Origin of the sequence: Streptomyces violaceorubidus, assembly GCF_000717995.1 — a bacterium.
In the GTDB taxonomy this organism is placed as follows: Bacteria; Actinomycetota; Actinomycetes; order Streptomycetales; family Streptomycetaceae; genus Streptomyces; species Streptomyces violaceorubidus.
Genome location: NZ_JODM01000052.1, coordinates 1 through 20790, shown reverse-complemented (window position 1 = coordinate 20790; position 20790 = coordinate 1). Strand labels below are relative to the sequence as shown.

Below are 20790 nucleotides of genomic sequence, written 5' to 3'. Positions count from 1 at the left end.
CACCACCCGCACCCCACGGCCCCGGCACCCGCCCCGGCCTCCAGCCCTCCCCCCGCACTCCCGGCACCCCGGCACCCCAGCACACCGTCCACGCACCGCTGACCGGCCCCGCCGACGGCCCAACCCGCGCTCCCGGTGGCACCCCGGCCCCGCAGCCGCCCGACCGCACCGCACCGGGCGTTCCCACCGACGCGGCCCGCCCCGCCCCCTCCCACATCCCCGGCAGGGTCGGCGAGACCCCGGCAGGCCCCGCCGAAACCCCGCCGCACCTGCCCGGCGGACTGCCGCCCCGCAGGCCCGGAGGACGCGTCCCGCGCGCCGCGGCACCGGGCGGACGTCCGCCGGGCTCCCCCGGCCGCCCCCAGCGGTCCCGTACGCGGCCGGCGGACACCCGGCCGCCCACGCCGGGCGTGGCCCGGGCCACCAGGCCGGGCCCGGCCACCTCACCGGACGCCCCCGGAGCGGCCTCCGCGCCGGACCCCGCCACAACCGTCGCCGCTCCCGCCGGATCCCGCGCCCCCGCGGCGTACGCCCCAGGTCTCGCCGTGCGGGCCGGCACGGCCCCCACCACGCGTACGACCGCACCTGTCACCCGCCCGTACACCCGGCCCGCGGCAGCGCCTCTCGTCCCCGCACAGACCCCGCGCCGCCCCGTCCCGCAGTTGCGCCCCACCGACCACTTCGCCGAGCTTCTCCTCGGCGTTCTCAGCGGTCGGCGCCCCGTCCACTCGATGCTCCGGCACACCGTGGGCCGCGCCTACGACGATCTCGCCGATCTCGCCGAGCGCGTCCCCCTGCGCACCCGCGGCGCCGCCCCCGTCGTGCGCGACATCGGCTACTTCGAGCCCCGGCCGGGCGCCCTGGAGGTCTTCGCACGCATCGGCGCGGGCGACCGGCTGCGTGCCATGGCCTTCCGCCTGGAGCAGGGCCGGGACCTGCGCTGGCGCTGTACCGCGGTGGAACTGGGCGGCCCCCGAAGGCCCCGGACGGACGACGACTGACACCCGTCGGTCCGGCAGGTCCTCTGGCCCGCGGACAGACAAGAGGGGCCGGTCACCCGAGGTGACCGGCCCCTCTCACCGCTGCGGCACCCGCGGGCACCGCACCGTCACTTCTTGCGGCGCCGTCCGCCCTTGGCCTGCTTGCGGCGCTCCGCGCGCGTGAGGCCGTCCGACTGGGCCTGCGCGGGCTCGCCGTCGGTGAACTCGCCCTCGACGACCCCGCCCTCGCCGTCCACGGTCGGAGCGGAGAAGTGCAGGTCCCGGCGCTGCGGCGCGTCGAGGCCCTTGGCCCGGATCTCCGGGCGGGCGCCCGCCTGGGCCGGGACCGCGTCCTGCACGCCCTTGTCGAGCGAGGGCGCCGCGTCCTCGACGGGTACCTCCTCGACCTGCTGCTCGACCTGGACCTCCAGGTTGAACAGGTAGCCGACGGACTCCTCCTTGATGCCCTCCATCATGGCCTGGAACATGTCGAAGCCCTCGCGCTGGTACTCGACCAGCGGGTCCTTCTGCGCCATCGCGCGCAGGCCGATGCCCTCCTGGAGGTAGTCCATCTCGTAGAGGTGCTCCCGCCACTTGCGGTCCAGGACCGACAGGACGACCCGGCGCTCCAGCTCGCGCATGATCTCGGAGCCGAGCTGCTTCTCCCGCGCCTCGTACTGCTCCATGACGTCGTCCTTGATGGACTCCGCGATGTAGTCGGCGGTCAGGCCGGCCCGGTCGCCGGCCGCCTCCTCCAGCTCCTCGACGGTGATCTTCACCGGGTAGAGCTGCTTGAACGCGCCCCACAGCCGGTCGAGGTCCCAGTCCTCCGGGAAGCCCTCGGCGGTCTCGGCCTGCACGTAGGCGTCGATCGTGTCGTTCATGAAGTGCTGGATCTGCTCCTGCAGGTCCTCGCCCTCCAGGACGCGGCGACGCTCGCCGTAGATGACCTCACGCTGGCGGTTGAGGACCTCGTCGTACTTCAGGACGTTCTTGCGGGTCTCGAAGTTCTGCGTCTCGACCTGCGACTGGGCGGACGCGATCGCGCGCGTGACCATCTTGTTCTCGATCGGCACGTCGTCCGGCACGTTGGCCATGGACATCACGCGCTCGACCATCTGGGCCTTGAACAGCCGCATCAGGTCGTCGCCCAGGGAGAGGTAGAACCGGGACTCGCCGGGGTCGCCCTGACGGCCGGAACGACCGCGCAGCTGGTTGTCGATGCGCCGCGACTCGTGCCGCTCGGTACCGAGGACGTAGAGGCCGCCCAGCTCCTTGACCTCTTCGAACTCGGCCTTGACCGCGTGCTCGGCCCGCTCCAGGGCGGCGGGCAGGGCCGCGGCCCACTCCTCGATGTGCTCCTCGGGATCGAGGCCGCGCTGGCGCAGCTCCGCCTCGGCGAGGTCCTCGGGGTTGCCGCCGAGCTTGATGTCCGTACCACGGCCGGCCATGTTCGTGGCCACCGTCACCGCGCCCTTGCGGCCCGCCTGGGCGACGATCGTCGCCTCCCGGTCGTGCTGCTTGGCGTTCAGCACCTCGTGCTGGACGCCGCGCTTGCTGAGCTGCTGCGAGAGGTACTCGGACTTCTCGACCGAGGTGGTGCCGACGAGGATCGGCTGCCCCTTGCGGTGCTTCTCCTCGATGTCGTCGACGACCGCCTCGAACTTGGCGACCTCGGTGCGGTAGATCAGGTCCGACTGGTCCTTGCGGACCATCGGCCGGTTGGTCGGGATGGGCACCACGCCGAGCTTGTAGATCTGGTGGAACTCGGCGGCCTCGGTCATCGCCGTACCGGTCATGCCGGACAGACCGGGCTGTTCCTTGCCGTTGTGGTCGTGGCGCTTGTAGAGGCGGAAGAAGTTCTGGAGGGTGATCGTGGCGAGCGTCTGGTTCTCGTCCTTGATGTCCACCCCCTCCTTCGCCTCGATCGCCTGGTGCATGCCCTCGTTGTAGCGGCGGCCGGCGAGGATACGGCCGGTGTGCTCGTCGACGATCATGACCTCGCCGTCGAGGACGACGTAGTCCTTGTCCTTCTTGAACAGTTCCTTCGCCTTGATGGCGTTGTTCAGGTAACCGACCAGCGGGGTGTTCACCGACTCGTAGAGGTTGTCGATGCCCAGCCAGTCCTCGACCTTGGACACGCCCGACTCGTGGATGGCGACGGTGCGCTTCTTCTCGTCGACCTCGTAGTCACCGGTCTCCTCGATGCCCTTGAGGGTGTTGCCCGCCTCGCCCTTCTTCAGGCGGGTGACCAGCTTGGCGAAGTCGCCGTACCACTTGGTGGCCTGGTCGGCCGGGCCGGAGATGATCAGCGGCGTACGGGCCTCGTCGACGAGGATGGAGTCGACCTCGTCGACGATGGCGAAGTTGTGGCCGCGCTGGACGAGCTCGTCCTTGGACCACGCCATGTTGTCGCGCAGGTAGTCGAAGCCGAACTCGTTGTTCGTGCCGTAGGTGATGTCGCAGGCGTACATCTCGCGGCGCTGGGCCGGCGTCTGGTTGGCGAGGATGCAGCCGACGTTCAGCCCGAGGAACTTGTGGACGCGGCCCATCAGCTCCGAGTCGCGCTCGGCCAGGTAGTCGTTGACCGTGACGATGTGCACGCCCTCGCCGGACAGGGCGTTGAGGTAGGCGGGCAGCGTGCCGACGAGGGTCTTGCCCTCACCGGTCTTCATCTCGGCCACGTAGCCCATGTGCAGGGCGGCGCCGCCCATGATCTGCACGTCGTAGTGGCGCTGGCCCAGGACGCGCTTGGCGGCCTCGCGGACGGTGGCGAAGGCTTCGGGCAGCAGGTCGTCCAGGCTCTCACCGTCGGCGTAGCGCTGCTTGTACTCGTCGGTGAGGGCCCTCAGCTCGGCGTCGGAGAGGTCAGTGAAGTCCTCTTCGATGGAGTTGACCTGGTCCGCGATGCGGTGCAGCTTGCGCAGGATCTTGCCTTCGCCTGCACGCATGATCTTGGAGAGGACGGACACGGGGGTTGGTCTCCTTGCCGGTCGGGCCTGGGACGGTCGGTTTCCTGTGACGGACTGAGCAACGGCCATCGTATGCGAGGACCCCGCCGCCCCGGGAGGCCTGCCGCAACGGGGACCGTCCACTCCTTACATCCAGCATTCCCGTCTGCTGTCACCCCTTTCAACGTCCCGGCCCCGCGGATGGTGCCGCACCCTTCCGCGAATCGCACGCGAGGTGACCGGATGTTCACGGACGGCAAAACAGTGGCGCCGGATCCGGGCCCCGCGCAGAATCGGCCGATGGAACCCGTCACGCTCACCACCGACCGCCTGGTCCTGCGCACGGTCGGCCCCGAGGACACCGACGCCGTGTACGCCGCCGCGCAGGATCCCGACATCCAGCGCTGGACGACGATCCCCTCGCCGTACCTCCCGGAGCACGCGCGGGGCTTCACGGAGCAGTTGGTGCCCGACGGCTGGGCGAACGACTCGATGTTCACCTTCGGCCTCTTCCTCCCCGCCGGGCACCTGGTGGGCATGCTCGGCGTCACGATGGTCTCCCCGGGCGTCGGCGAGATCGGGTTCTGGGGCACCAAGGAACACCGCGGCCGGGGCCACGTCACCGAGGCCGCCGTCGCCGTCGCCCGCTGGGCCTTCACCGAGCGGGCCGTGGACCGCCTGGAGTGGCGCGCCGAGGTCGGCAACACGGCCTCCCGCGCGGTGGCCGGGCGGGCGGGCTTCACCATGGAGGGCACCTTGCGCTCCGGTATCAACAACCTGGGCGTACGCCGGGACTGCTGGATCGGCTCCCTCCTCCCCTCGGACCTCGCCCTGCCGTCGACGTCCCCCTACCTGCCCGCCCAGTCGTAGCCGCGCCCGTCCGCCTTCCTCGGCGCCCGGCGGGCACCGCCCCCGGCGCCGACCTCACCGCGGCCGCCCCCACTGTCAGACCCACCCCCTATCGTGCGGACGTATGACGACCCTGCCGCCCCCCGCCACGGAACTGTCCGCCGACGAGGCCCGCCGCCTCGCCCTCCGCGCGCAGGGCTTCCTCGGCGCCCCCGACCGCCGTGCGGGCGTCCGCGGCGTCCTCCGTCACCTGGGCGCGGTGCAGCTCGACACCATCTCGGTCCTCGCCCGCTCCCACGAGCTCGTCCCGTACGCCCGCCTGGGCGCGGTCGGCCGCCGGACCGTCGACGACGCGTACTGGACGGACACCCACGCGTTCGAGTACTGGTCCCACGCCGCCTGCATCCTCCCCATCGAGGAGTGGCCCCACTTCGCCTTCCGCCGCCGCGCCTACCGCAACCGGCCGCACTGGAACCACCACCTCCCCGACGGCGACTACGACCGCGTCGTCAAGCAGCTGCGCACCGAGGGCCCTCTCACGGCGACGGACCTGGGCGGCGCGAAGAAGACCAGCGAGTGGTGGGACTGGTCGGGCACGAAGGTCGCCGTCGAGCGCGCGCTCATGTACGGCGAGGTGGTGTGCGTGGAGCGCCGGGGCTGGAAGCGGGTGTACGACCTGGCCGAGCGCGCGGTCCCGGCCGCGCTGCTGCACGACGACCTGGACGACACCGAGTGCCTGCGCCGCCTGGTCCGCCTGGCCGGCCAGTCCCTGGGCGTGGGCACGCGCGCGGACATCGCGGACTACCACCGGCTCAAGGCCGAGCAGGTCGACGCCGTGATCGCCGACTCGGGCCTGGTGCCGGTGACGGTGCAGGGCTGGGGCCGGCCGGCCTGGGCGGACCCGGCGGCCCTGGAGACTCCCCCGCGAGGCCGTCACCGCACCACGCTGCTCTCGCCCTTCGACTCCCTCGTCTGGGAGCGGGCGCGCACGGAGCGGATCTTCGGCTTCACCCACCGGCTGGAGGCCTATGTGCCCAAGCAGAAGCGGGTGCACGGCTACTTCGCGATGCCGGTCCTGGCCGGCGGCCGACTCGTCGGCCGCGTGGACCCGGCCCGCGAGGGGCGCACCCTGGTCGCCAAGCAGGTCACGCTGGACGGCCCCAAGGCGGCCCCGGCGGTGGCCCAGGCCCTGGTCGAGGCGGCGAGCTGGGTGGACTGCGCGGACGTCCGCGTGGAGCGGGTCGAGGCACCGGAGCTGCGCGAGCCCCTCACCCGGGAGCTGGCCCGGCTGCTCGCCTGACCGCGGACCGGCTCAGCGGATCTCGAGGATCTTCTCCCGCATCGCGTACACCACGGCCTCCATCCTGGAGTGGAGCTGCAGTTTCTCCAGGATGTTGCGCACGTGGTTCTTGACGGTGTTCTCGGAAATGAACAGTTCCTTCGCGATGTCGCGGTTGTTCATTCCCGTGGCGACGAGTTTGAGGACCTCCAGCTCGCGGTCCGTGAGCCGCGGCGCGGGCACCAGTCGCCGTTCGTCGGTCCGCTGGATCATCGACTTGAACTCGGTGAGCAGTTTCGACGCCATGGAGGGACTGATCTGGGACTGCCCGTCGGCCACCGCGCGAATGGCGGTGGCCACCTCGTCCGTCGAGATCTCCTTGAGGAGATAACCTGTGGCGCCCGCCTTGATCGCGTCGTAGAGGTCGGCCTCCTCGTCGCTGATCGTCAGCATGATGATCTTGGCACTGGGGGCCACCTCCTTGATGGAGGTGCAGGCCTCGATACCGCCCCGCTTGGGCATCCGCACATCCATCAGGACGATGTCGGGAAGCAGGTCGGCGGCCTTCTCCACGGCCTCGGCGCCGTCACCGGCCTCTCCGACGACCTGGATGTCCTCCTCGGCCGCCAGCACGATCTCCAGGCCTCGGCGGAAGAGGGCGTGGTCGTCCACGACCAGCACCCTGATCGGCTCCTCGCGCGCGGAGCCCGCGTCCGGGTCCGGGCCCATGCCGGAGACCCCGCCGTCGATCCCATGGTCGACGCCCGCGCCCCGCATCGGTCCGAAACTGTCCGCCATCGTTCCTCCCCCTGAAGGCTGTGGCACGTGGTCCTGAGCCATCGCCAACCCAGAGCAACGACCCACCGGTTGGGCCGTGCCGCCATGATTCCATGTCCGGCGGACAGCGGGGTGACCGAACGGGCAGCGTTGGGGTCGCACACCCTCGCGCACCGTCGCACGTCGGTGCCCCTGGGGGGCGCACACGCACTCCAGGGGCACCGGACCGCTGTCACCCGGCTGGGTGTGTCAGCCGCCGAGCGCGTCTCCCGCGTCGGGAGCATGCGCCTGGGTGACCATCGTGTCCGTGGTCAGGTGGATCACGCCGTAGTCGTAGGCGTGCCGCCGGTAGACGACGCTGGGCTCCTTCGTCTCCGAGTCGACGAACAGGTAGAAGTCGTGCCCGACCAGCTCCATCTCGTAGAGCGCCTGGTCGAGGGACATGGGCGCGGCCACGTGGGTCTTCTCCCGGACGACGAGCGGGCCGTCGCCCTGGACCTCGAGCGAGCCGATCTTCTTGGTGGGTACGCCGTCCTGCTTCTCCGTCGGGACGACGTCGCCGTTCCCGTTGAGTGTCGCCGCGCCGGGTACGTGGTCGGCGACCTCGGCCGCCGAGATCCGACGTGCGCCGCGGCGCGAGAAGCGCTTGTCGTGCTGCTTGCGCAGCCGTGCGCCCAGCTTCTCCGCCGCCAGGTCGAGCGCCGCGTAGGGGTCGCTCGCCGCCGCCTCCGCCCGAATCACCGGACCGCGGGAGCGGAGGGTGATCTCCACTCGGTCACAGCGGTCGGCCTGCCGGGGGTTCGGCTCCTTGGACACCTCGACGTCGAGGCTGATCACCTTGCCATCGAGCTTCTGGATCTTCTCCAGCTTCAGCTTCTCGGCCACGTGCTTCCGGAACCGCTCGGGCACCTCGGTCTTGCGGCCCTTGACGACGATGTCCACGCAGAACTCCGTTCCCGGATCGCTCCGCTTCGACGGCGGAGCATCTCCCTTTTGCACCAGGTTCCGGTCCATCCCGAAACCTCGGACTCGGTGACGTCCACCTCCTCCCCCACGGGCGGGATCTCCACTCCACCGGTGCGGGTGATGACGCTGAAACCCGCAGCACGGCATTCGGATTTGAGAGGTGTGGCCTGCGGCTTTGCCTCACAACCGAACATATCTCGCCCGGACGGATGTCGTCACCCTCTACCGCGGTGTACCTCCATTTCGGTGAATTGCCCCTCTCATTACCTGCAACGACGCAAGATCTCAGTCAGTTCCGGTTTATTTCGAAGGAATCTGGTGACGCCGCGACCACTGCCGCGCAGACCGCCTCACGCATCACGACCTCGCCTCCGTACCGACCCGCCATGCGGGGCCCGGTCCTCCGTTCCTCTCTGCCTTCCCCCGCCGACGCCGGATACACGGCCGATCCCGCCGTCCCGTACGTGCCGGGTCCCGCCCCCGACTCAACGGCGGCGGCCGTCGCCGCACGCACCGCACGGGCCGCCTCGGCCAGTGACGCCCCCGTCGTCATCAGGTCGTCGACCAGGACGAGGGCCCCACCCCCGCGCAACAGGCCGCCACCCCCGGAAGCCACCGCCAGCGCGCCCGCGAGGTTGTCCAGCCGCCGCCGGGCGTCCAGGCCCGACTGGTCGGCCACGGCGTACCGCTGCCGCAGCACCGCCAGCACCCGGACCGGCACCCCGGTGCGCCGCAGCTCCCCCGCCGCCGCGAGGGCGATCCGCCGCGCCGGGTCGTGCCCGCGGGTGCGCACCGCGCCGCGCGCCGACGGCACGGGCACCAGCAGCACCGGTCCCCGCTCCCGTACGCCGCCGGCACCCGCTCCGCCCGGCGCCGTCCACGCCTCGCGCAACCCCGCCCGCACCGCTTTCGCCAGTGCCGCGCCGAGCGGTGCCGCGAGGGCCAGCACACCCCGCTCCTTGTGGGCCAGCAGCGCCGCCCGCACCTCGTCCGCGTACGGCGCCGCCGCGTGCACCGCGGGCAGACCCGGCGGCTCCGGATCCGGACGCACCCGGCGCGGCGGCCCCCCGCTCAGCGCCGTACGGCACCGGGGGCACAGCACCGCGCGCGCCCCGCCGCAGCCGCCGCACTCGGCCGGCAGCACCAGGTCCGTGAGGTCCGCCCACCATTCCCGTACCGTCCGCAATCCCCGCATGGCCACCACTGTGCGGCACCTTCGCGGAGCCCTGCCAGGCCTGTGGAAAACCTCGCCCGGCGTCCTGTGGAAAACCCGGTCGGGACCGGGGAGCGGCCGGCCGCCCTCACCCCGGATAGACCGGCGCGGTTCCCTCCGTCACCTTCTGCCACTGGAGCCCGGACGGCAGCCGCACGATCAGGTCCTCCGAGTAGGCCACCAGCGGCAGCCGCTCGTCCTCGGTCGCGGCGATCTCCTTGACCCCGGTCAGCGCCGCCGGCACCGAGGCCTCCGGCGCCGAGCCGTCGACCTGGACGTAGCCGATCTGCTGCACGCCCCCACGCTCCCGCCCGACCACCACGAGCCGGGCGTCACCGGCCCAGGACATGGCCGTGACCTCCTCCAGCTCGGGGGTCGCGGAGCGCAGTTCGAGCACGGTGACCGAGGGCGGCTCGCCCGCCTTCGCGTCCCGTTCGATCCGTCCGATGAGCAGCGACCGCTTGCCGTCCTTCTCCACGACGAGCGCGATCCGCACCCCGTCGGCGGCCACCCGCACGGCCTGGACGCGCCCGTCGAGCCCCGGCGTCCGCACCTCCACCGGCTCGCCCTCCCCGCCCTTCAGCAGCAGCAGCCGCGGATCGGCCGGATCGCGGTCGGCGATCCACAGGTCGCCCTCGGTGTCCCAGCTGGGCGGGGTCAGCCGGTCCGCCTCCGACTTGCCGTGACTGGTCAGCACGGGGTCGCCGAGCGAACCGTCCGACACCAGCGAACCGACGTACAGCGACTTGTTGTCGAGACCGATCCCGGCGGCGCTGTGCTCGTCGCGCGAGACCGCCACCGAGCGCAGGGCGCGGTGCCCCTCGCCGAGCGGGCCGGGCACCGGTTCGGCCCGGGTCCCGTTGCTGCCGGCGGCGAGCCGCACCAGGCGGTCCTCTTCGTCGACGAAGTACAGGTAGTCGGGCCGCTGCGCCGAGCCGCGCGTCGCCACCGTCTCGGCCCGGTCCTCGGAGAGCGAACACAGCTGCTCGTCGCCCGAGCGCAGCTCGACCTCCTCCACCGCCGGGGTGAGGTTCTGCAGGGTGAAGAGGAGCTGCGCGGCCATCTCGTCGCACTTGGCCGCGCCGGCCCGGGCCGCCTTGTCGTTCAGCGGAACGGTCAGCTTGCTGCGGTCGTCGGGCGCCAGCGAGACGACGTTCTTCGCCAGCGCCGTCCCGGTCGGGAAGCTGGACCTGACCACGGGACCCAGCAGGCTCGTCGGACCGCTGAGCAGGGAACGCACCACCTGGGTCATCGGATCCACACGCCGGCGCACATAGACGGGATCGGCGACGGCGGCCGGCTCCCGGACCGCTCCCGCCCCGGCGTCCGCGCGCACCGTGGTGTTCGAGGCGAAGTAGTACCGGTTGACCGACATGTAGTTGCGCTGGAAGTCGGACTTGCCCATGACGACGCCCTGCGGCAGCACGTCGATGCGCCACTGCTTGGTCTTGCCGTCCCGGCTGAGGTGCACCGACCCGCGGTACGCGCCGTCGGCCGGCGAGTACGACTGCTGCGCGTCCACCGTGGCCACCTTGGTGCCGGTCAGGGTCACCGAGTAGTCGTTGGCGTCCTCGCGGTTGCCCGAGTGGTCGGACTGCGTTCCGGGCCCTCCCGCGAGCACCGTCGCCGACTCGTCCGGTCGCCAGTTCTTCGCGGCGGCGCCGGTCAGGTACTTGCGCGCCGTCTCGTAGTGCGGGTCGTCGCTGGTCAGCGCCTCCAGAAAGCCCTGCACGATGTCGGAGGGCGGGGCGTCCTCCTGCGGCGGCATCGCGAACACCCGCACCTGCGGGTCCTGCCGGGGCGTGGACTCCACGCCCCGGAGGTCCCCGCTGTCGGGCATGGACGCGCACCCGGCCAGCAGTACGACGCCGCCGACGGCGTACACCACCACGCGGGCCGGCCCGCGCCGACCGCCCTCCCCGCGGTCAGCGCCCACGAGATGCCTCCCCTTGCCTGCTCGGTTCGTCAGGACCGGCCTCCGATCGGTTCGCCGCCTCCGGTGCCGGACCGCCGTCCGGTCTCCGGGCACCCGACGCGGGCCTCGGCACCACCCGCGCGCCGTTGCCCGGCAGGGCCGTCGGATCGGCCGTGGGGGTCACGGCGGCCTGCCGCGGCGTTATCGGCCCCCGCGCGGGCACCGCGGACACCTGCCCGGCCGACGCCTGCGCAGGGACGCCGACCGGCCGGTCCGCGCCGTGCGCCGCCGCTGTGTCGTCGAGTCCCGCGTCATGGAGTCCGCGGTTGCGGCGCGAGTCCGTCGGCTCCAGCGGTATCGGTGAACCCCTGAGGGGCTCGTCCGCGGTCCTGGGCAGCGTCAGCCGGAACTGCGAGCCGCCGCCGGGCTCCCCCCAGGCCTGCAACCAGCCGCCGTGCAGCCGCGCGTCCTCCAGGGCGATCGACAGGCCCAGCCCCGTTCCGCCGGTGGTACGCGCGCGTGCCGGGTCGGCCCGCCAGAAGCGGCTGAAGACCCGGGTGGCCTCGCCCGGCTTGAGTCCCACGCCGTAGTCGCGCACCGCGACGGCGACCGCGCCGCCGGCGGCGGCGAGCTTGACGACGACGTCCCGGCCCTCGCCGTGCTCGACGGCGTTGACGACGAGGTTGCGCAGCACGCGCTCCACGCGCCGGGCGTCCGCCTCGGCGACGACGGGCTGCTGGTCGCCGACGACGCGTATCCCCGTGCCCTTGCGCTCGGCGAGCGGCTCCGCGCCGCTGACCACGCGCCGTACGACCTCCCTGAGGTCTATCGGCTCGGCCTCCAGCGCGGCGGCGCCCGCGTCGAAGCGGCTGATCTCCAGCAGATCGGCGAGCAGCGTCTCGAACCGGTCCAGCTGGTCGGCGAGCAGTTCGGCCGACCGCGCGGTCACCGGATCGAAGTCCACGCGCGCGTCGTGGATGACGTCGGCCGCCATCCGTACGGTCGTCAGCGGCGTCCGCAGCTCGTGCGACACGTCGGAGACGAACCGCCGCTGCATCCGCGAGAGGTCCTCCAGCTGGCTGATCTTGAGCTGGAGGTTCTGCGCCATCTTGTTGAAGGCCTCGCCGAGCCGGGCGATGTCGTCCTCGCCGGTGACCTTCATCCGTTCCTGCAACCGCCCCGCGGACAGCCGCTCGGCGATGCTCGCCGCCATCCGTACCGGCGTGACGACCTGGCGCACCACGAGCCAGGCGATGGCCCCCAGCAGCACGACGACGAAGAGCCCGGCGGTCGCCAGAGTGCCCCTGACCAGGCTGAGCGACTTCTCCTCCTGGGTGAGCGGGAAGAGGTAGTACAGCTGGTACGGCTCGCCGTTCGGGTCGTTGACCTGCTTGCCGATGACCAGTCCCGGCTGGGAGGCCTGGTCGGAGTTGTAGACGATCCGGGTGTAGCTCTGGGCGGCCGCGGTGTCGCCGTCGATCCGCTCCCGCAGGTCCTCGGGGACGCTGACCGCCCAGTCGACCGATCCCGAGGCGCGCGGACCGCGTCCGCTGCCGCTCTCCCCGCCCATGGGGAGGGTGACCACGTCGAAGGCGCTCTGGCCGCCGCTGGAGAGTGACTTCACCAGCTCGCTCATCCACTGGATGACGTTCTGCGAGGGACGCCCGTCGGCGGGGACGCCGTCGTCGCCGCTGGTGCTCGCCGCCTCCTCGGCCTTCTGCTTGGCCGCCGTGAAACCACCGGTGGCCTGGCTCTGGGAAGCCTTCACCTTGGCTTCCAGCAGTCCGTTGCGGACCTGCCCGATCACCACGAAGCCGAGCAGCAGCACCACGCCCAGCGACATCAGCAGGGTGGTGGCGACGACCTTGAGCTGGATGTTGCGCCGCCACAGCCGCATGACCGGCAGCAGCGGACGGCGCACCCAGCGCATGAACAGACGGAGCACCGGGCTGCCCTGCACCCCGCCGTGCAGCAGCCCGCCCTCCAGCAGGCGGCTCCAGCGCGAGCCCGCGGGCTTGCGGCCGGCGGGCTCGGGGCCGACAGGCCGTCCGGCGCGGGCCCCGGACCCGGGCGCCGAAGCGGCACTGTCCCTGGCCATGTCAGCTCGGTCCGGCCTTGTAGCCGACGCCGCGAACCGTCACCACGATCTCCGGCTTCTCCGGGTCCTTCTCGACCTTGGAGCGCAGCCGCTGGACGTGCACGTTGACCAGGCGGGTGTCGGCGGCGTGCCGGTATCCCCAGACCTGCTCCAGGAGCACCTCGCGCGTGAACACCTGCCACGGCTTGCGGGCCAGCGCCACCAGGAGGTCGAACTCCAGCGGCGTCAGCGCGATCGACTGTCCGTCCCGCTTCACGGAGTGACCGGCCACGTCGATGACCAGGTCGCCTATGGCGAGCTGTTCCGGCGCCGGTTCCTCGGACCTCCGCAGCCGCGCCCGGATCCGGGCCACCAGCTCCTTCGGCTTGAACGGCTTCACGATGTAGTCGTCGGCACCCGACTCCAGGCCCACCACGACGTCGACGGTGTCACTCTTCGCCGTCAGCATCACGATCGGCACACCCGACTCCGCCCTGATCAGGCGGCACACCTCGATGCCGTCCCGTCCGGGCAGCATCAGGTCGAGCAGTACCAGGTCGGGCTTGGTCTCCCGGAAGGCGGCCAGCGCCTTGTCGCCGTCGGCTACGAAAGATGGCTCAAAACCCTCACCACGCAGCACAATGCCGAGCATCTCGGCCAGTGCGGTGTCGTCGTCGACGACAAGGACTCGTCCCTTCATAAACGACATCATCCCATTAGCTAATCGTTACCTGGCGTGACCTGGCACACAGCACGGCCAGGGCGTCGGCCGTCACGGGCGAAACCACGCCCTCCTCGGTGACGATCGCCGTCACCAGTTCGGGCGGAGTCACATCGAACGCCGGGTTGTACGCCTGGGTCCCCAGGGGTGCCACCGGAATCCCGCCTCCCGCTCCCGCCACCGGCACCTGGGGTGCTGTGACCTCGGTCACCTCATGTCCGGGACGCTGTTCCACTTCGATGGACGCCCCGTCCGGCGTGTCCGGATCCACCGTCGTGACCGGCGCCACCACGATGAACGGCACGTGGTGGTACCGCGCGAGCACCGCGAGCGGATAGCTCCCCACCTTGTTCGCCACCGAACCGTCGGCCGCGATGCGGTCCGCCCCTATCAGCACCGCGTCCACCTCCCCCGCCGCGAAGAGCGAACCCGCCGCGTTGTCGGTGAGCAAGGTGTACGCCATGTCGTTGCGGGCCGCCTCGTATGCCGTCAGGCGAGCACCTTGCAGCAAGGGGCGCGTTTCGTCCACCCACAGGCGTCGCAGCCGCCCCGACCGGTGCGCCGCGAGGGCCACCGCGAAGGCGGTCCCTTCACCGCCCGACACCAGCGAACCGGTGTTGCAGTGCGTGAGGACGCGGTGCCCTCCGGCGGGCAGCAGCTCGTCGAGCAGCGCCAGTCCGTGGGCGGCCATCCGGGCGCTGGCCCGGGCGTCCTCCCGGTGCAGCGCCCGCGCCGCGTCCAGCGCCGCCGCGGCGGCCTGCCGGGCGTCCCCGGTCCTGCCGAGCGCCTCCTGGTGGGCGGCCTGCGCCCGCCGTACTCCCACGGCGAGGTTCACCGCGGTGGGGCGGGCCCCCGCCAGCGCCGCCGCGGCCTCCTCGACCTCGAAGCCGCGCACGGCGGCGAGCGCGACCCCGTAGGCGCCCGCGATGCCCAGCAGCGGTGCCCCGCGCACGGCGAGCGAGCGGATCGCCTCCACCAGCGCGGCCGGATCCGTGCAGACCAGCTCGACCTCCTCGGCCGGCAGCCTGGTCTGGTCCAACAGCACCAGCACCGGGCCCTCCGGGGGTTCCTCCCAGCGAAGGACCGGCATCCCGGTCGGCCGCGTGCCCTCGCCGCTTCGCGCGTCCTGATCAGCCATGCGGTCAGTCTGCCCCCTGAACGACGGACAATTGAAGGTGCGCAGCCCCTACCGCGCCCGGTCCGCACCCCACGCCCCCATGGCACGATGGCTGCCAACCCGCCGCCGCGACCGCGGACGGGCACCGTGAAGGAGCGACGATGAACGACACTCCGGGCTGGGCCTCGCCCGGATCCGCCCCGTCCGACGGGCACGAGCCCGGCGCGTCCGGCCCCGCCGAGCCCGCCGACCGCCCCGTCGGCCCCGATCAGCCCGCGCCGCCCGCGGACCGGCCGGGTGCGGAACCGACGAGCCCCGGCACGAAGTGGTCCAAGGAGCAGCCGCCCGCCGGCCAGTGGTCCGCGCCCACCGGGCCCGCCGACCAGGGCCAGGCCCCGCCTCCCCCACCGCCCGGTCCGGGCTGGGGCACCCCGCCGCCCGGACCTCCCCGAGGCGGCTACGGAGGCGGCTACGGGGGCCCCGCAGGCTACGGCGGCCCCGGCGGCTGGGGAGGCGGCTGGGGCGGCGGCTGGGGCGGTCCCCCGCCCGCGGCCAAGCCCGGCGTGATCCCGCTCCGCCCACTCGGTGTCGGCGAGATCCTCGACGGCGCCGTCTCCACCATGCGCACCTACTGGCGCACCGTCCTCGGCATCTCCCTGACCGTCGCCATCTTCACCGAGGTCATCGTCGTGCTGCTCCAGGGCCTCGTCCTGGACGACACCGGCAGCGAGGTGCTCAACGACCCCGACGCCACCCTGAGCGAACTCGGCGACGCGCTGGCCGACACCACGATCAACTCGGGCGTCATCTTCCTGATCTCCCTGATCGGCACGGTACTGGCCACCGCCCTGCTCACCACCGTCACCAGCCGCGCCGTACTCGGCAGGCCGGTGACCACCGGCGAGGCGTGGCGGGACGCCCGCCCCCAGGTGCTGAAGCTGTTCGGCCTGATCGTCCTGCTGCTGCTCATCGTCGCCGGACTCCTCACGGTCGGCATGACACCCGGTCTCCTGGTCACGGCGACCGCGGGCGGCGAGGCCGGAGTGGCCCTGACCGCCCTGGGCTTCCTGGCGGGCGGAGTCGTGGCGATCTGGCTCATGGTCCGCTTCTCGCTGGCGTCCCCCGCGCTGATGCTGGAGAAGCAGGGCATCAAGAAGGCCCTGGGCCGCTCGGTGAAGCTGGTGCGCGGCTCCTGGTGGCGCGTCTTCGGCATCCAGCTGCTCGCCACGGTCATCGCCAACGTCATCGCGTCGATCATCGTGATCCCCTTCGCCTTCCTCGCCGCGACCCTCGGTGGCGACGGCGTCGGCGGCTTCCTGGAGGGCACCGGCGACCTCGGCTGGACGTTCCTCGTCGTCAGCGGCATCGGTTCGGTGATCGGCTCCATGATCACCTTCCCGATCACGGCGGGCGTGACCGTACTGCTGTACATCGACCAGCGGATCCGCCGCGAGGCCCTCGACCTCGAACTGGCCCGCGCCGCCGGCGCCCAGGGCCCCGGCACCCCCGGCGCCGTCCCGGGGAGCTGACGGGGTGGGTCGGGCGGGGGGAGTTCTCACAGAGGTGCTGTCACGCGCCGCCGTACGAACGGTGTCGCACTCCGGCGACGAGCCACCGGTGACGGTCCCGCGCGACCCCGCACGGGAGGACGCGCGGCGCGAGCTGTCCAAACGCATGTACCACGAGAACGACCCCAGCTGGTTCCAACGGGCCCTGAACGCCCTCTGGGACTGGGTCGAGGAGCTGTTCGGCAAGGCGTCCACCGCCACCCCCGGGGGGACACTCGGCCTGGTCGTCGTCCTCGTGGCCGTCATGGCGGTGCTGGGCGCCCTCTGGTGGCGCCTGGGCACCCCGCGGCGCGCGCCCGTCTCCGCCCCCGCCCTGTTCGACGACCGTCCCCGCAGTGCCGCCGACCACCGGGCCGCCGCCGAGGCACACGCCGCCCAGGGACACTGGAGCCAGGCCGTCCAGGAGCGCATGCGGGCCGTCGTCCGCGCCCTGGAGGAACGCGCCCTGCTCGACGTCCGCCCCGGCCGCACCGCCGACGAGGCGGCCACCGAGGCCGGCCACTCCCTGCCCGCCCACAGGGACCGGCTGCGCGCCGCCGCCCGCGACTTCGACGACGTCGCGTACGGCGGCAGGTCCGGCAGCGAACCGTCGTACCGGCGCCTCACCGCACTCGACCACGACCTGGAACGCGGCAAGCCGCACCTCACGAGCAGTACGGCCGGGGGCCCCACGGGCGACAGGGACCGGGACACCCGCCGGGGAGCCGCCGAATGACCACCGAGGCCACGCTCCCCACCACCGCGGCCTCGCCCACCGCCCGCCAGGTGTGGACCCGCGCGCGGGGCATCGCGCTCGCCCTCGTGCTGCTGCTGGTCGGAGCCGTCGCGATCGCGGTCGTCCGCTCCGACGCCCGGCACGGGGAACTCGACCCGCGCTCCGCCGACCCCTACGGCAGCCGCGCCGTCGCCGAACTCCTGGCCGACCGGGGGGTCTCCACGCGCGTGGTCGCCACCCTGGCCGAGGCGCGGGCCGCGGTCCGGCCGGACACCACCCTGCTGGTAGCCGTGCCCGACCTCCTGACGGAACGCCAGCAGACGCGACTGCACGCGGCGACGACCGGATCCGGTGGACGCACCGTCCTCGTCGCCCCCGGCGGCGGTGCCGTCGAACGCCTCGCCCCCGGCGTCACCGCCGACCCCGCGCTCAGCTTCGACTCGACGCTCGCCCCCGCCTGCGACCTGCCCGCCGCACGGCGCGCGGGCAACGCCGACACCGGCGGCATCCGCTACAGCACCCACCTCGAAGCCGACGCCTGCTACCCCAGCCGGCGCCTGGCCACCCTGCTGCGCATCCCCGACCCCTCCGCGAAGGCATCGGCAAAGGGCACCCCGGGCGACACCGTCGTCCTCGGCGCCCGCGACATCCTCTTCAACGACCACCTCGACGAGCACGGCAACGCCTCGCTCGCCCTGCAACTCCTCGGCTCCCGCGACCACCTGGTCTGGTACCTCCCCTCCCTCTCCGACCTCCCGGACCCGGACGACGAACGCAGCCTCTTCGACCTGCTCCCGTCCGGCTGGCTCTGGGGCACCCTGCAACTCTTCATCGCCGCCGCCCTCGCCGCCCTGTGGCGGGCACGCCGACTCGGCCCCCTGGTGCCCGAAAAACTCCCCGTCGCGATCCGCGCCTCCGAAACCGTCGAAGGCCGCGCCCGCCTCTACCGCAGGGCGAACGCCCGCAACCGGGCCGCCACCGCTCTTCGCTCCGCCACCCGCACCCGTCTCGCCCCTCTCGTAGGCGTCCCCGTCACCCAGGCGCACACGCCCGAGTCCCTGCTGCCCGCCCTGTCCGCCCACCTCCACGGCGCACACGGCGACGGACAGGCCCCGCACACCCTCCTCTTCGGCCCGCCGCCCGGCGACGACGCGGCCCTCATCGCACTCGCCGACCAACTCGACGCCCTCGAAAGAGAGGTACGCCGTCCATGATGGACCCGACCACTGACAACGCCGGGCAGACCGCGGCCCCGGGCAACGCCCGTGCCGCCCTCGAAGCCCTGCGCGCCGAGATCGCCAAGGCCGTGGTCGGCCAGGACGCCGCCGTGACCGGCCTCGTCGTAGCCCTGCTCTGCCGCGGCCACGTCCTGCTCGAAGGCGTCCCCGGAGTCGCCAAGACCCTCCTCGTCCGCACCCTCGCCGCCGCCACCGAACTCGACACCAAACGCGTCCAGTTCACCCCCGACCTGATGCCCAGCGACGTCACCGGCTCGCTGGTCTACGACGCCCGCACCACCGAGTTCTCCTTCCAGCCCGGCCCGGTCTTCACCAACCTCCTCCTCGCCGACGAGATCAACCGGACGCCCCCGAAGACCCAGTCCTCCCTCCTCGAAGCCATGGAGGAGCGCCAGGTCACGGTGGACGGCACACCCCGCCCGCTCCCCGAGCCCTTCCTCGTCGCGGCCACCCAGAACCCGGTCGAGTACGAGGGCACCTACCCCCTCCCCGAAGCCCAACTGGACCGCTTCCTCCTCAAACTCACCGTCCCCCTCCCCACCCGCCAGGACGAGATCGACGTCCTCACCCGCCACGCCGCCGGCTTCAACCCGCGCGACCTGCACGCCGCCGGCGTACGCCCCGTCGCGAGCGCCGCCGACCTGGAGGCCGCCCGCGCGGAGGCCGCCAAGACGACCGTCTCCCCGGAGATCACCGCCTACGTCGTCGACATCTGCCGCGCCACCCGCGAGTCGCCGTCCCTCACCCTCGGCGTCTCCCCGCGCGGTGCCACGGCCCTGTTGTCGACCGCCCGCGCGTGGGCCTGGCTGACCGGCCGCGACTACGTCACCCCCGACGACGTGAAAGCCCTGGCCCTCCCCACCCTCCGGCACCGCGTACAGCTCCGCCCGGAGGCCGAGATGGAGGGCGTGACCACGGACTCGGTCATCAACTCGATCCTCGCCCACGTCCCCGTTCCCCGCTGATGGCCCTCACCGGACGCGCCGCGCTCATCGCGGCCCTGGGCTCCGTCCCCATCGGCATCTGGGACCCCGGCTGGACGGGCATCCTCGCGGTCAACGCCCCGCTGGCCGTCGCCTGCGCCTGCGACTTCGCCCTGGCCGCCCCCGTACGGCGCCTCGGCCTGAACCGCTCCGGCGACACCTCCGTCCGCCTGGGCGAGACCGCCGACGTCACCCTGACGGTCACCAACCCGTCGGGCCGCCCGCTCCGGGCCCGCCTGCGTGACGCCTGGCCGCCCAGCACCTGGCTGCCGGGTACCGAGACGGCGGCCTCCCGCCACAGCCTGACGGTGCCCGCCGGCGAACGCCGCCGCGTGACCACCCGCCTGCGCCCCACCCGCCGCGGCGACCGTCACGCGGACCGCGTCACGATCCGGTCCTACGGCCCCCTGGGCCTCCTCACCCGCCAGGGCACCCACCGCGTTCCCTGGACGGTACGCGTGCTGCCCCCGTTCACCAGCCGCAAGCACCTCCCCTCCAAGCTGTCCCGGCTCCGCGAACTCGACGGCCGCACCAGCGTCCTCACCCGCGGGGAGGGCACGGAGTTCGACAGCCTGCGCGAGTACGTCCCCGGCGACGACACCCGTTCCATCGACTGGCGCGCCACCGCCCGCCACTCCACCGTCGCCGTACGCACCTGGCGCCCCGAACGCGACCGCCACATCCTGCTCGTCCTCGACACCGGCCGTACCTCGGCCGGACGCGTGGGCGATGCCCCCCGCCTCGACGCGGCCATGGACGCCGCACTGCTCCTGGCCGCCCTGGCCTCCCGCGCGGGCGACCGCGTCGACCTCCTCGCCCACGACCGCCGGGTACGCGCCCTGCTGCAGGGCCGCTCGGCGGGTGACGTCCTGCCTTCCCTGGTCAACGCCATGGCGACCCTGGAGCCGGAACTGGTGGAGACCGACGCGCGGGGCCTGACCGCCGCCACACTCCGGTCGGCCCCCCCGCCGGTCCCTGATCGTGCTGTTCACGACGCTCGACGCAGCCCCGATCGAGGAGGGACTGCTCCCGCTCCTGCCACAGCTGACCCAACGCCACACGGTTCTCGTCGCCTCGGTGGCCGACCCCTACGTGGCGCGGATGGCCGAAGCCCGCGGCCACACGGACGCCGTCTACGAAGCCGCAGCGGCCGCACAGGCCCAGTCGGAACGCCGCAACATCGCCGACCGACTACGCCGGCACGGCGTGACAGTCGTCGACGCGACCCCGGACGAGCTCCCCCCGGCCCTCGCAGACGCCTACCTGGAACTCAAAGCGGCAGGCCGCCTATAGAAAAGGCGGGGCCAAAAGGCCCCGCCCACTCTCGTTTCAACAACCCCTGAACGCAGAAAACCCCGCACCGTTCCCGGTGCGGGGTCTCCTCGCAATAATTGTTCGGCGGCGTCCTACTCTCCCACAGGGTCCCCCCTGCAGTACCATC

At 72.6% G+C, this 20790-nt stretch carries 15 protein-coding genes and 1 pseudogene; 8 read left to right on the top strand and 8 right to left on the bottom strand.

Going from position 1 to position 20790, the window contains the following annotated elements; genetic code table 11:
- Positions 1-1001 (top strand): Rv3235 family protein (locus IE94_RS40515; protein WP_342450768.1); only part of this gene is annotated, 1001 nt, incomplete at its 5' end.
- Between the two features lie 107 nt (positions 1002-1108).
- Here the strand turns inward: IE94_RS40515 and secA are convergent.
- The gene (gene secA / locus IE94_RS0132915; RefSeq protein WP_030191733.1) at positions 1109-3952 is read right to left on the bottom strand and encodes a preprotein translocase subunit SecA; all 2844 of its coding nucleotides are present in this window, start codon (positions 3950-3952) and stop codon (positions 1109-1111) included.
- 279 nt (positions 3953-4231) lie between these two features.
- Between secA and IE94_RS0132910 the strand changes: the two genes are divergently transcribed.
- Both IE94_RS0132910 and IE94_RS0132905 read left to right on the top strand, forming a co-directional pair.
- Positions 4232-4801: a GNAT family N-acetyltransferase gene (locus tag IE94_RS0132910; protein WP_030191730.1), complete on the top strand. Its 570-nt coding sequence runs from the start codon at positions 4232-4234 to the stop codon at positions 4799-4801.
- 103 nt (positions 4802-4904) lie between these two features.
- Positions 4905-6080 carry a winged helix-turn-helix domain-containing protein gene (locus IE94_RS0132905; RefSeq protein WP_030191727.1) on the top strand — a complete coding sequence of 392 codons (1176 nt, stop codon included), beginning with the start codon at positions 4905-4907 and terminating at the stop codon, positions 6078-6080.
- A 12-nt stretch (positions 6081-6092) separates the two neighbouring features.
- On the opposite strand, the gene IE94_RS0132900 is transcribed toward IE94_RS0132905, so the two are convergent.
- The 7 genes from IE94_RS0132900 to mtnA form a co-directional block, all read right to left on the bottom strand.
- Positions 6093-6857: a response regulator gene (locus IE94_RS0132900; protein ID WP_030191723.1), complete on the bottom strand. Its 765-nt coding sequence runs from the start codon at positions 6855-6857 to the stop codon at positions 6093-6095.
- Positions 6858-7085: 228 nt separating this feature from the next.
- A complete protein-coding gene (gene hpf, locus IE94_RS0132895) occupies positions 7086-7778 on the bottom strand; it encodes a ribosome hibernation-promoting factor, HPF/YfiA family (protein WP_016326377.1) in 693 nt (230 codons plus the stop codon).
- A gap of 313 nt (positions 7779-8091) precedes the next feature.
- On the bottom strand, positions 8092-8997 hold the full coding sequence (locus IE94_RS0132890) for a ComF family protein (protein ID WP_030191720.1): 906 nt from the start codon (positions 8995-8997) through the stop codon (positions 8092-8094).
- A gap of 106 nt (positions 8998-9103) precedes the next feature.
- The gene (locus IE94_RS0132885; RefSeq protein ID WP_030191717.1) at positions 9104-10951 is read right to left on the bottom strand and encodes an LpqB family beta-propeller domain-containing protein; all 1848 of its coding nucleotides are present in this window, start codon (positions 10949-10951) and stop codon (positions 9104-9106) included.
- Positions 10941-13028, bottom strand: a complete 2088-nt coding sequence (gene mtrB / locus IE94_RS0132880; RefSeq protein ID WP_030191715.1) for a two-component system sensor histidine kinase MtrB — start codon at positions 13026-13028, stop codon at positions 10941-10943. Before mtrB ends, IE94_RS0132885 begins: the two co-directional genes overlap by 11 nt.
- 1 nt (position 13029) lies before the next feature.
- Complete coding sequence (mtrA, locus tag IE94_RS0132875) at positions 13030-13719, bottom strand: two-component system response regulator MtrA (protein WP_003975799.1); 690 nt, start codon at positions 13717-13719, stop codon at positions 13030-13032.
- Between the two features lie 4 nt (positions 13720-13723).
- Complete coding sequence (gene mtnA / locus IE94_RS0132870; protein ID WP_030191713.1) at positions 13724-14866, bottom strand: S-methyl-5-thioribose-1-phosphate isomerase; 1143 nt, start codon at positions 14864-14866, stop codon at positions 13724-13726.
- 140 nt (positions 14867-15006) lie between these two features.
- Here mtnA and IE94_RS0132865 point away from each other — a divergent pair, with 140 nt between their 5' ends.
- From IE94_RS0132865 to IE94_RS36435, 5 genes and pseudogenes are all read left to right on the top strand, one after another.
- Positions 15007-16374: a DUF7847 domain-containing protein gene (locus IE94_RS0132865; RefSeq protein WP_030191711.1), complete on the top strand. Its 1368-nt coding sequence runs from the start codon at positions 15007-15009 to the stop codon at positions 16372-16374.
- A gap of 4 nt (positions 16375-16378) precedes the next feature.
- Complete coding sequence (locus IE94_RS0132860; protein WP_063829762.1) at positions 16379-17128, top strand: DUF4129 domain-containing protein; 750 nt, start codon at positions 16379-16381, stop codon at positions 17126-17128.
- A complete protein-coding gene (locus tag IE94_RS0132855; protein ID WP_030191707.1) occupies positions 17125-18342 on the top strand; it encodes a DUF4350 domain-containing protein in 1218 nt (405 codons plus the stop codon). The genes IE94_RS0132860 and IE94_RS0132855 overlap by 4 nt, the downstream gene beginning before the upstream one ends.
- A complete protein-coding gene (locus tag IE94_RS0132850; RefSeq protein WP_030191704.1) occupies positions 18342-19331 on the top strand; it encodes an AAA family ATPase in 990 nt (329 codons plus the stop codon). The genes IE94_RS0132855 and IE94_RS0132850 overlap by 1 nt, the downstream gene beginning before the upstream one ends.
- Positions 19331-20642, top strand: a pseudogene (locus IE94_RS36435) (DUF58 domain-containing protein). The gene IE94_RS0132850 and the pseudogene IE94_RS36435 overlap by 1 nt, the downstream one beginning before the upstream one ends.
- Positions 20643-20790 lie beyond the last annotated feature (148 nt).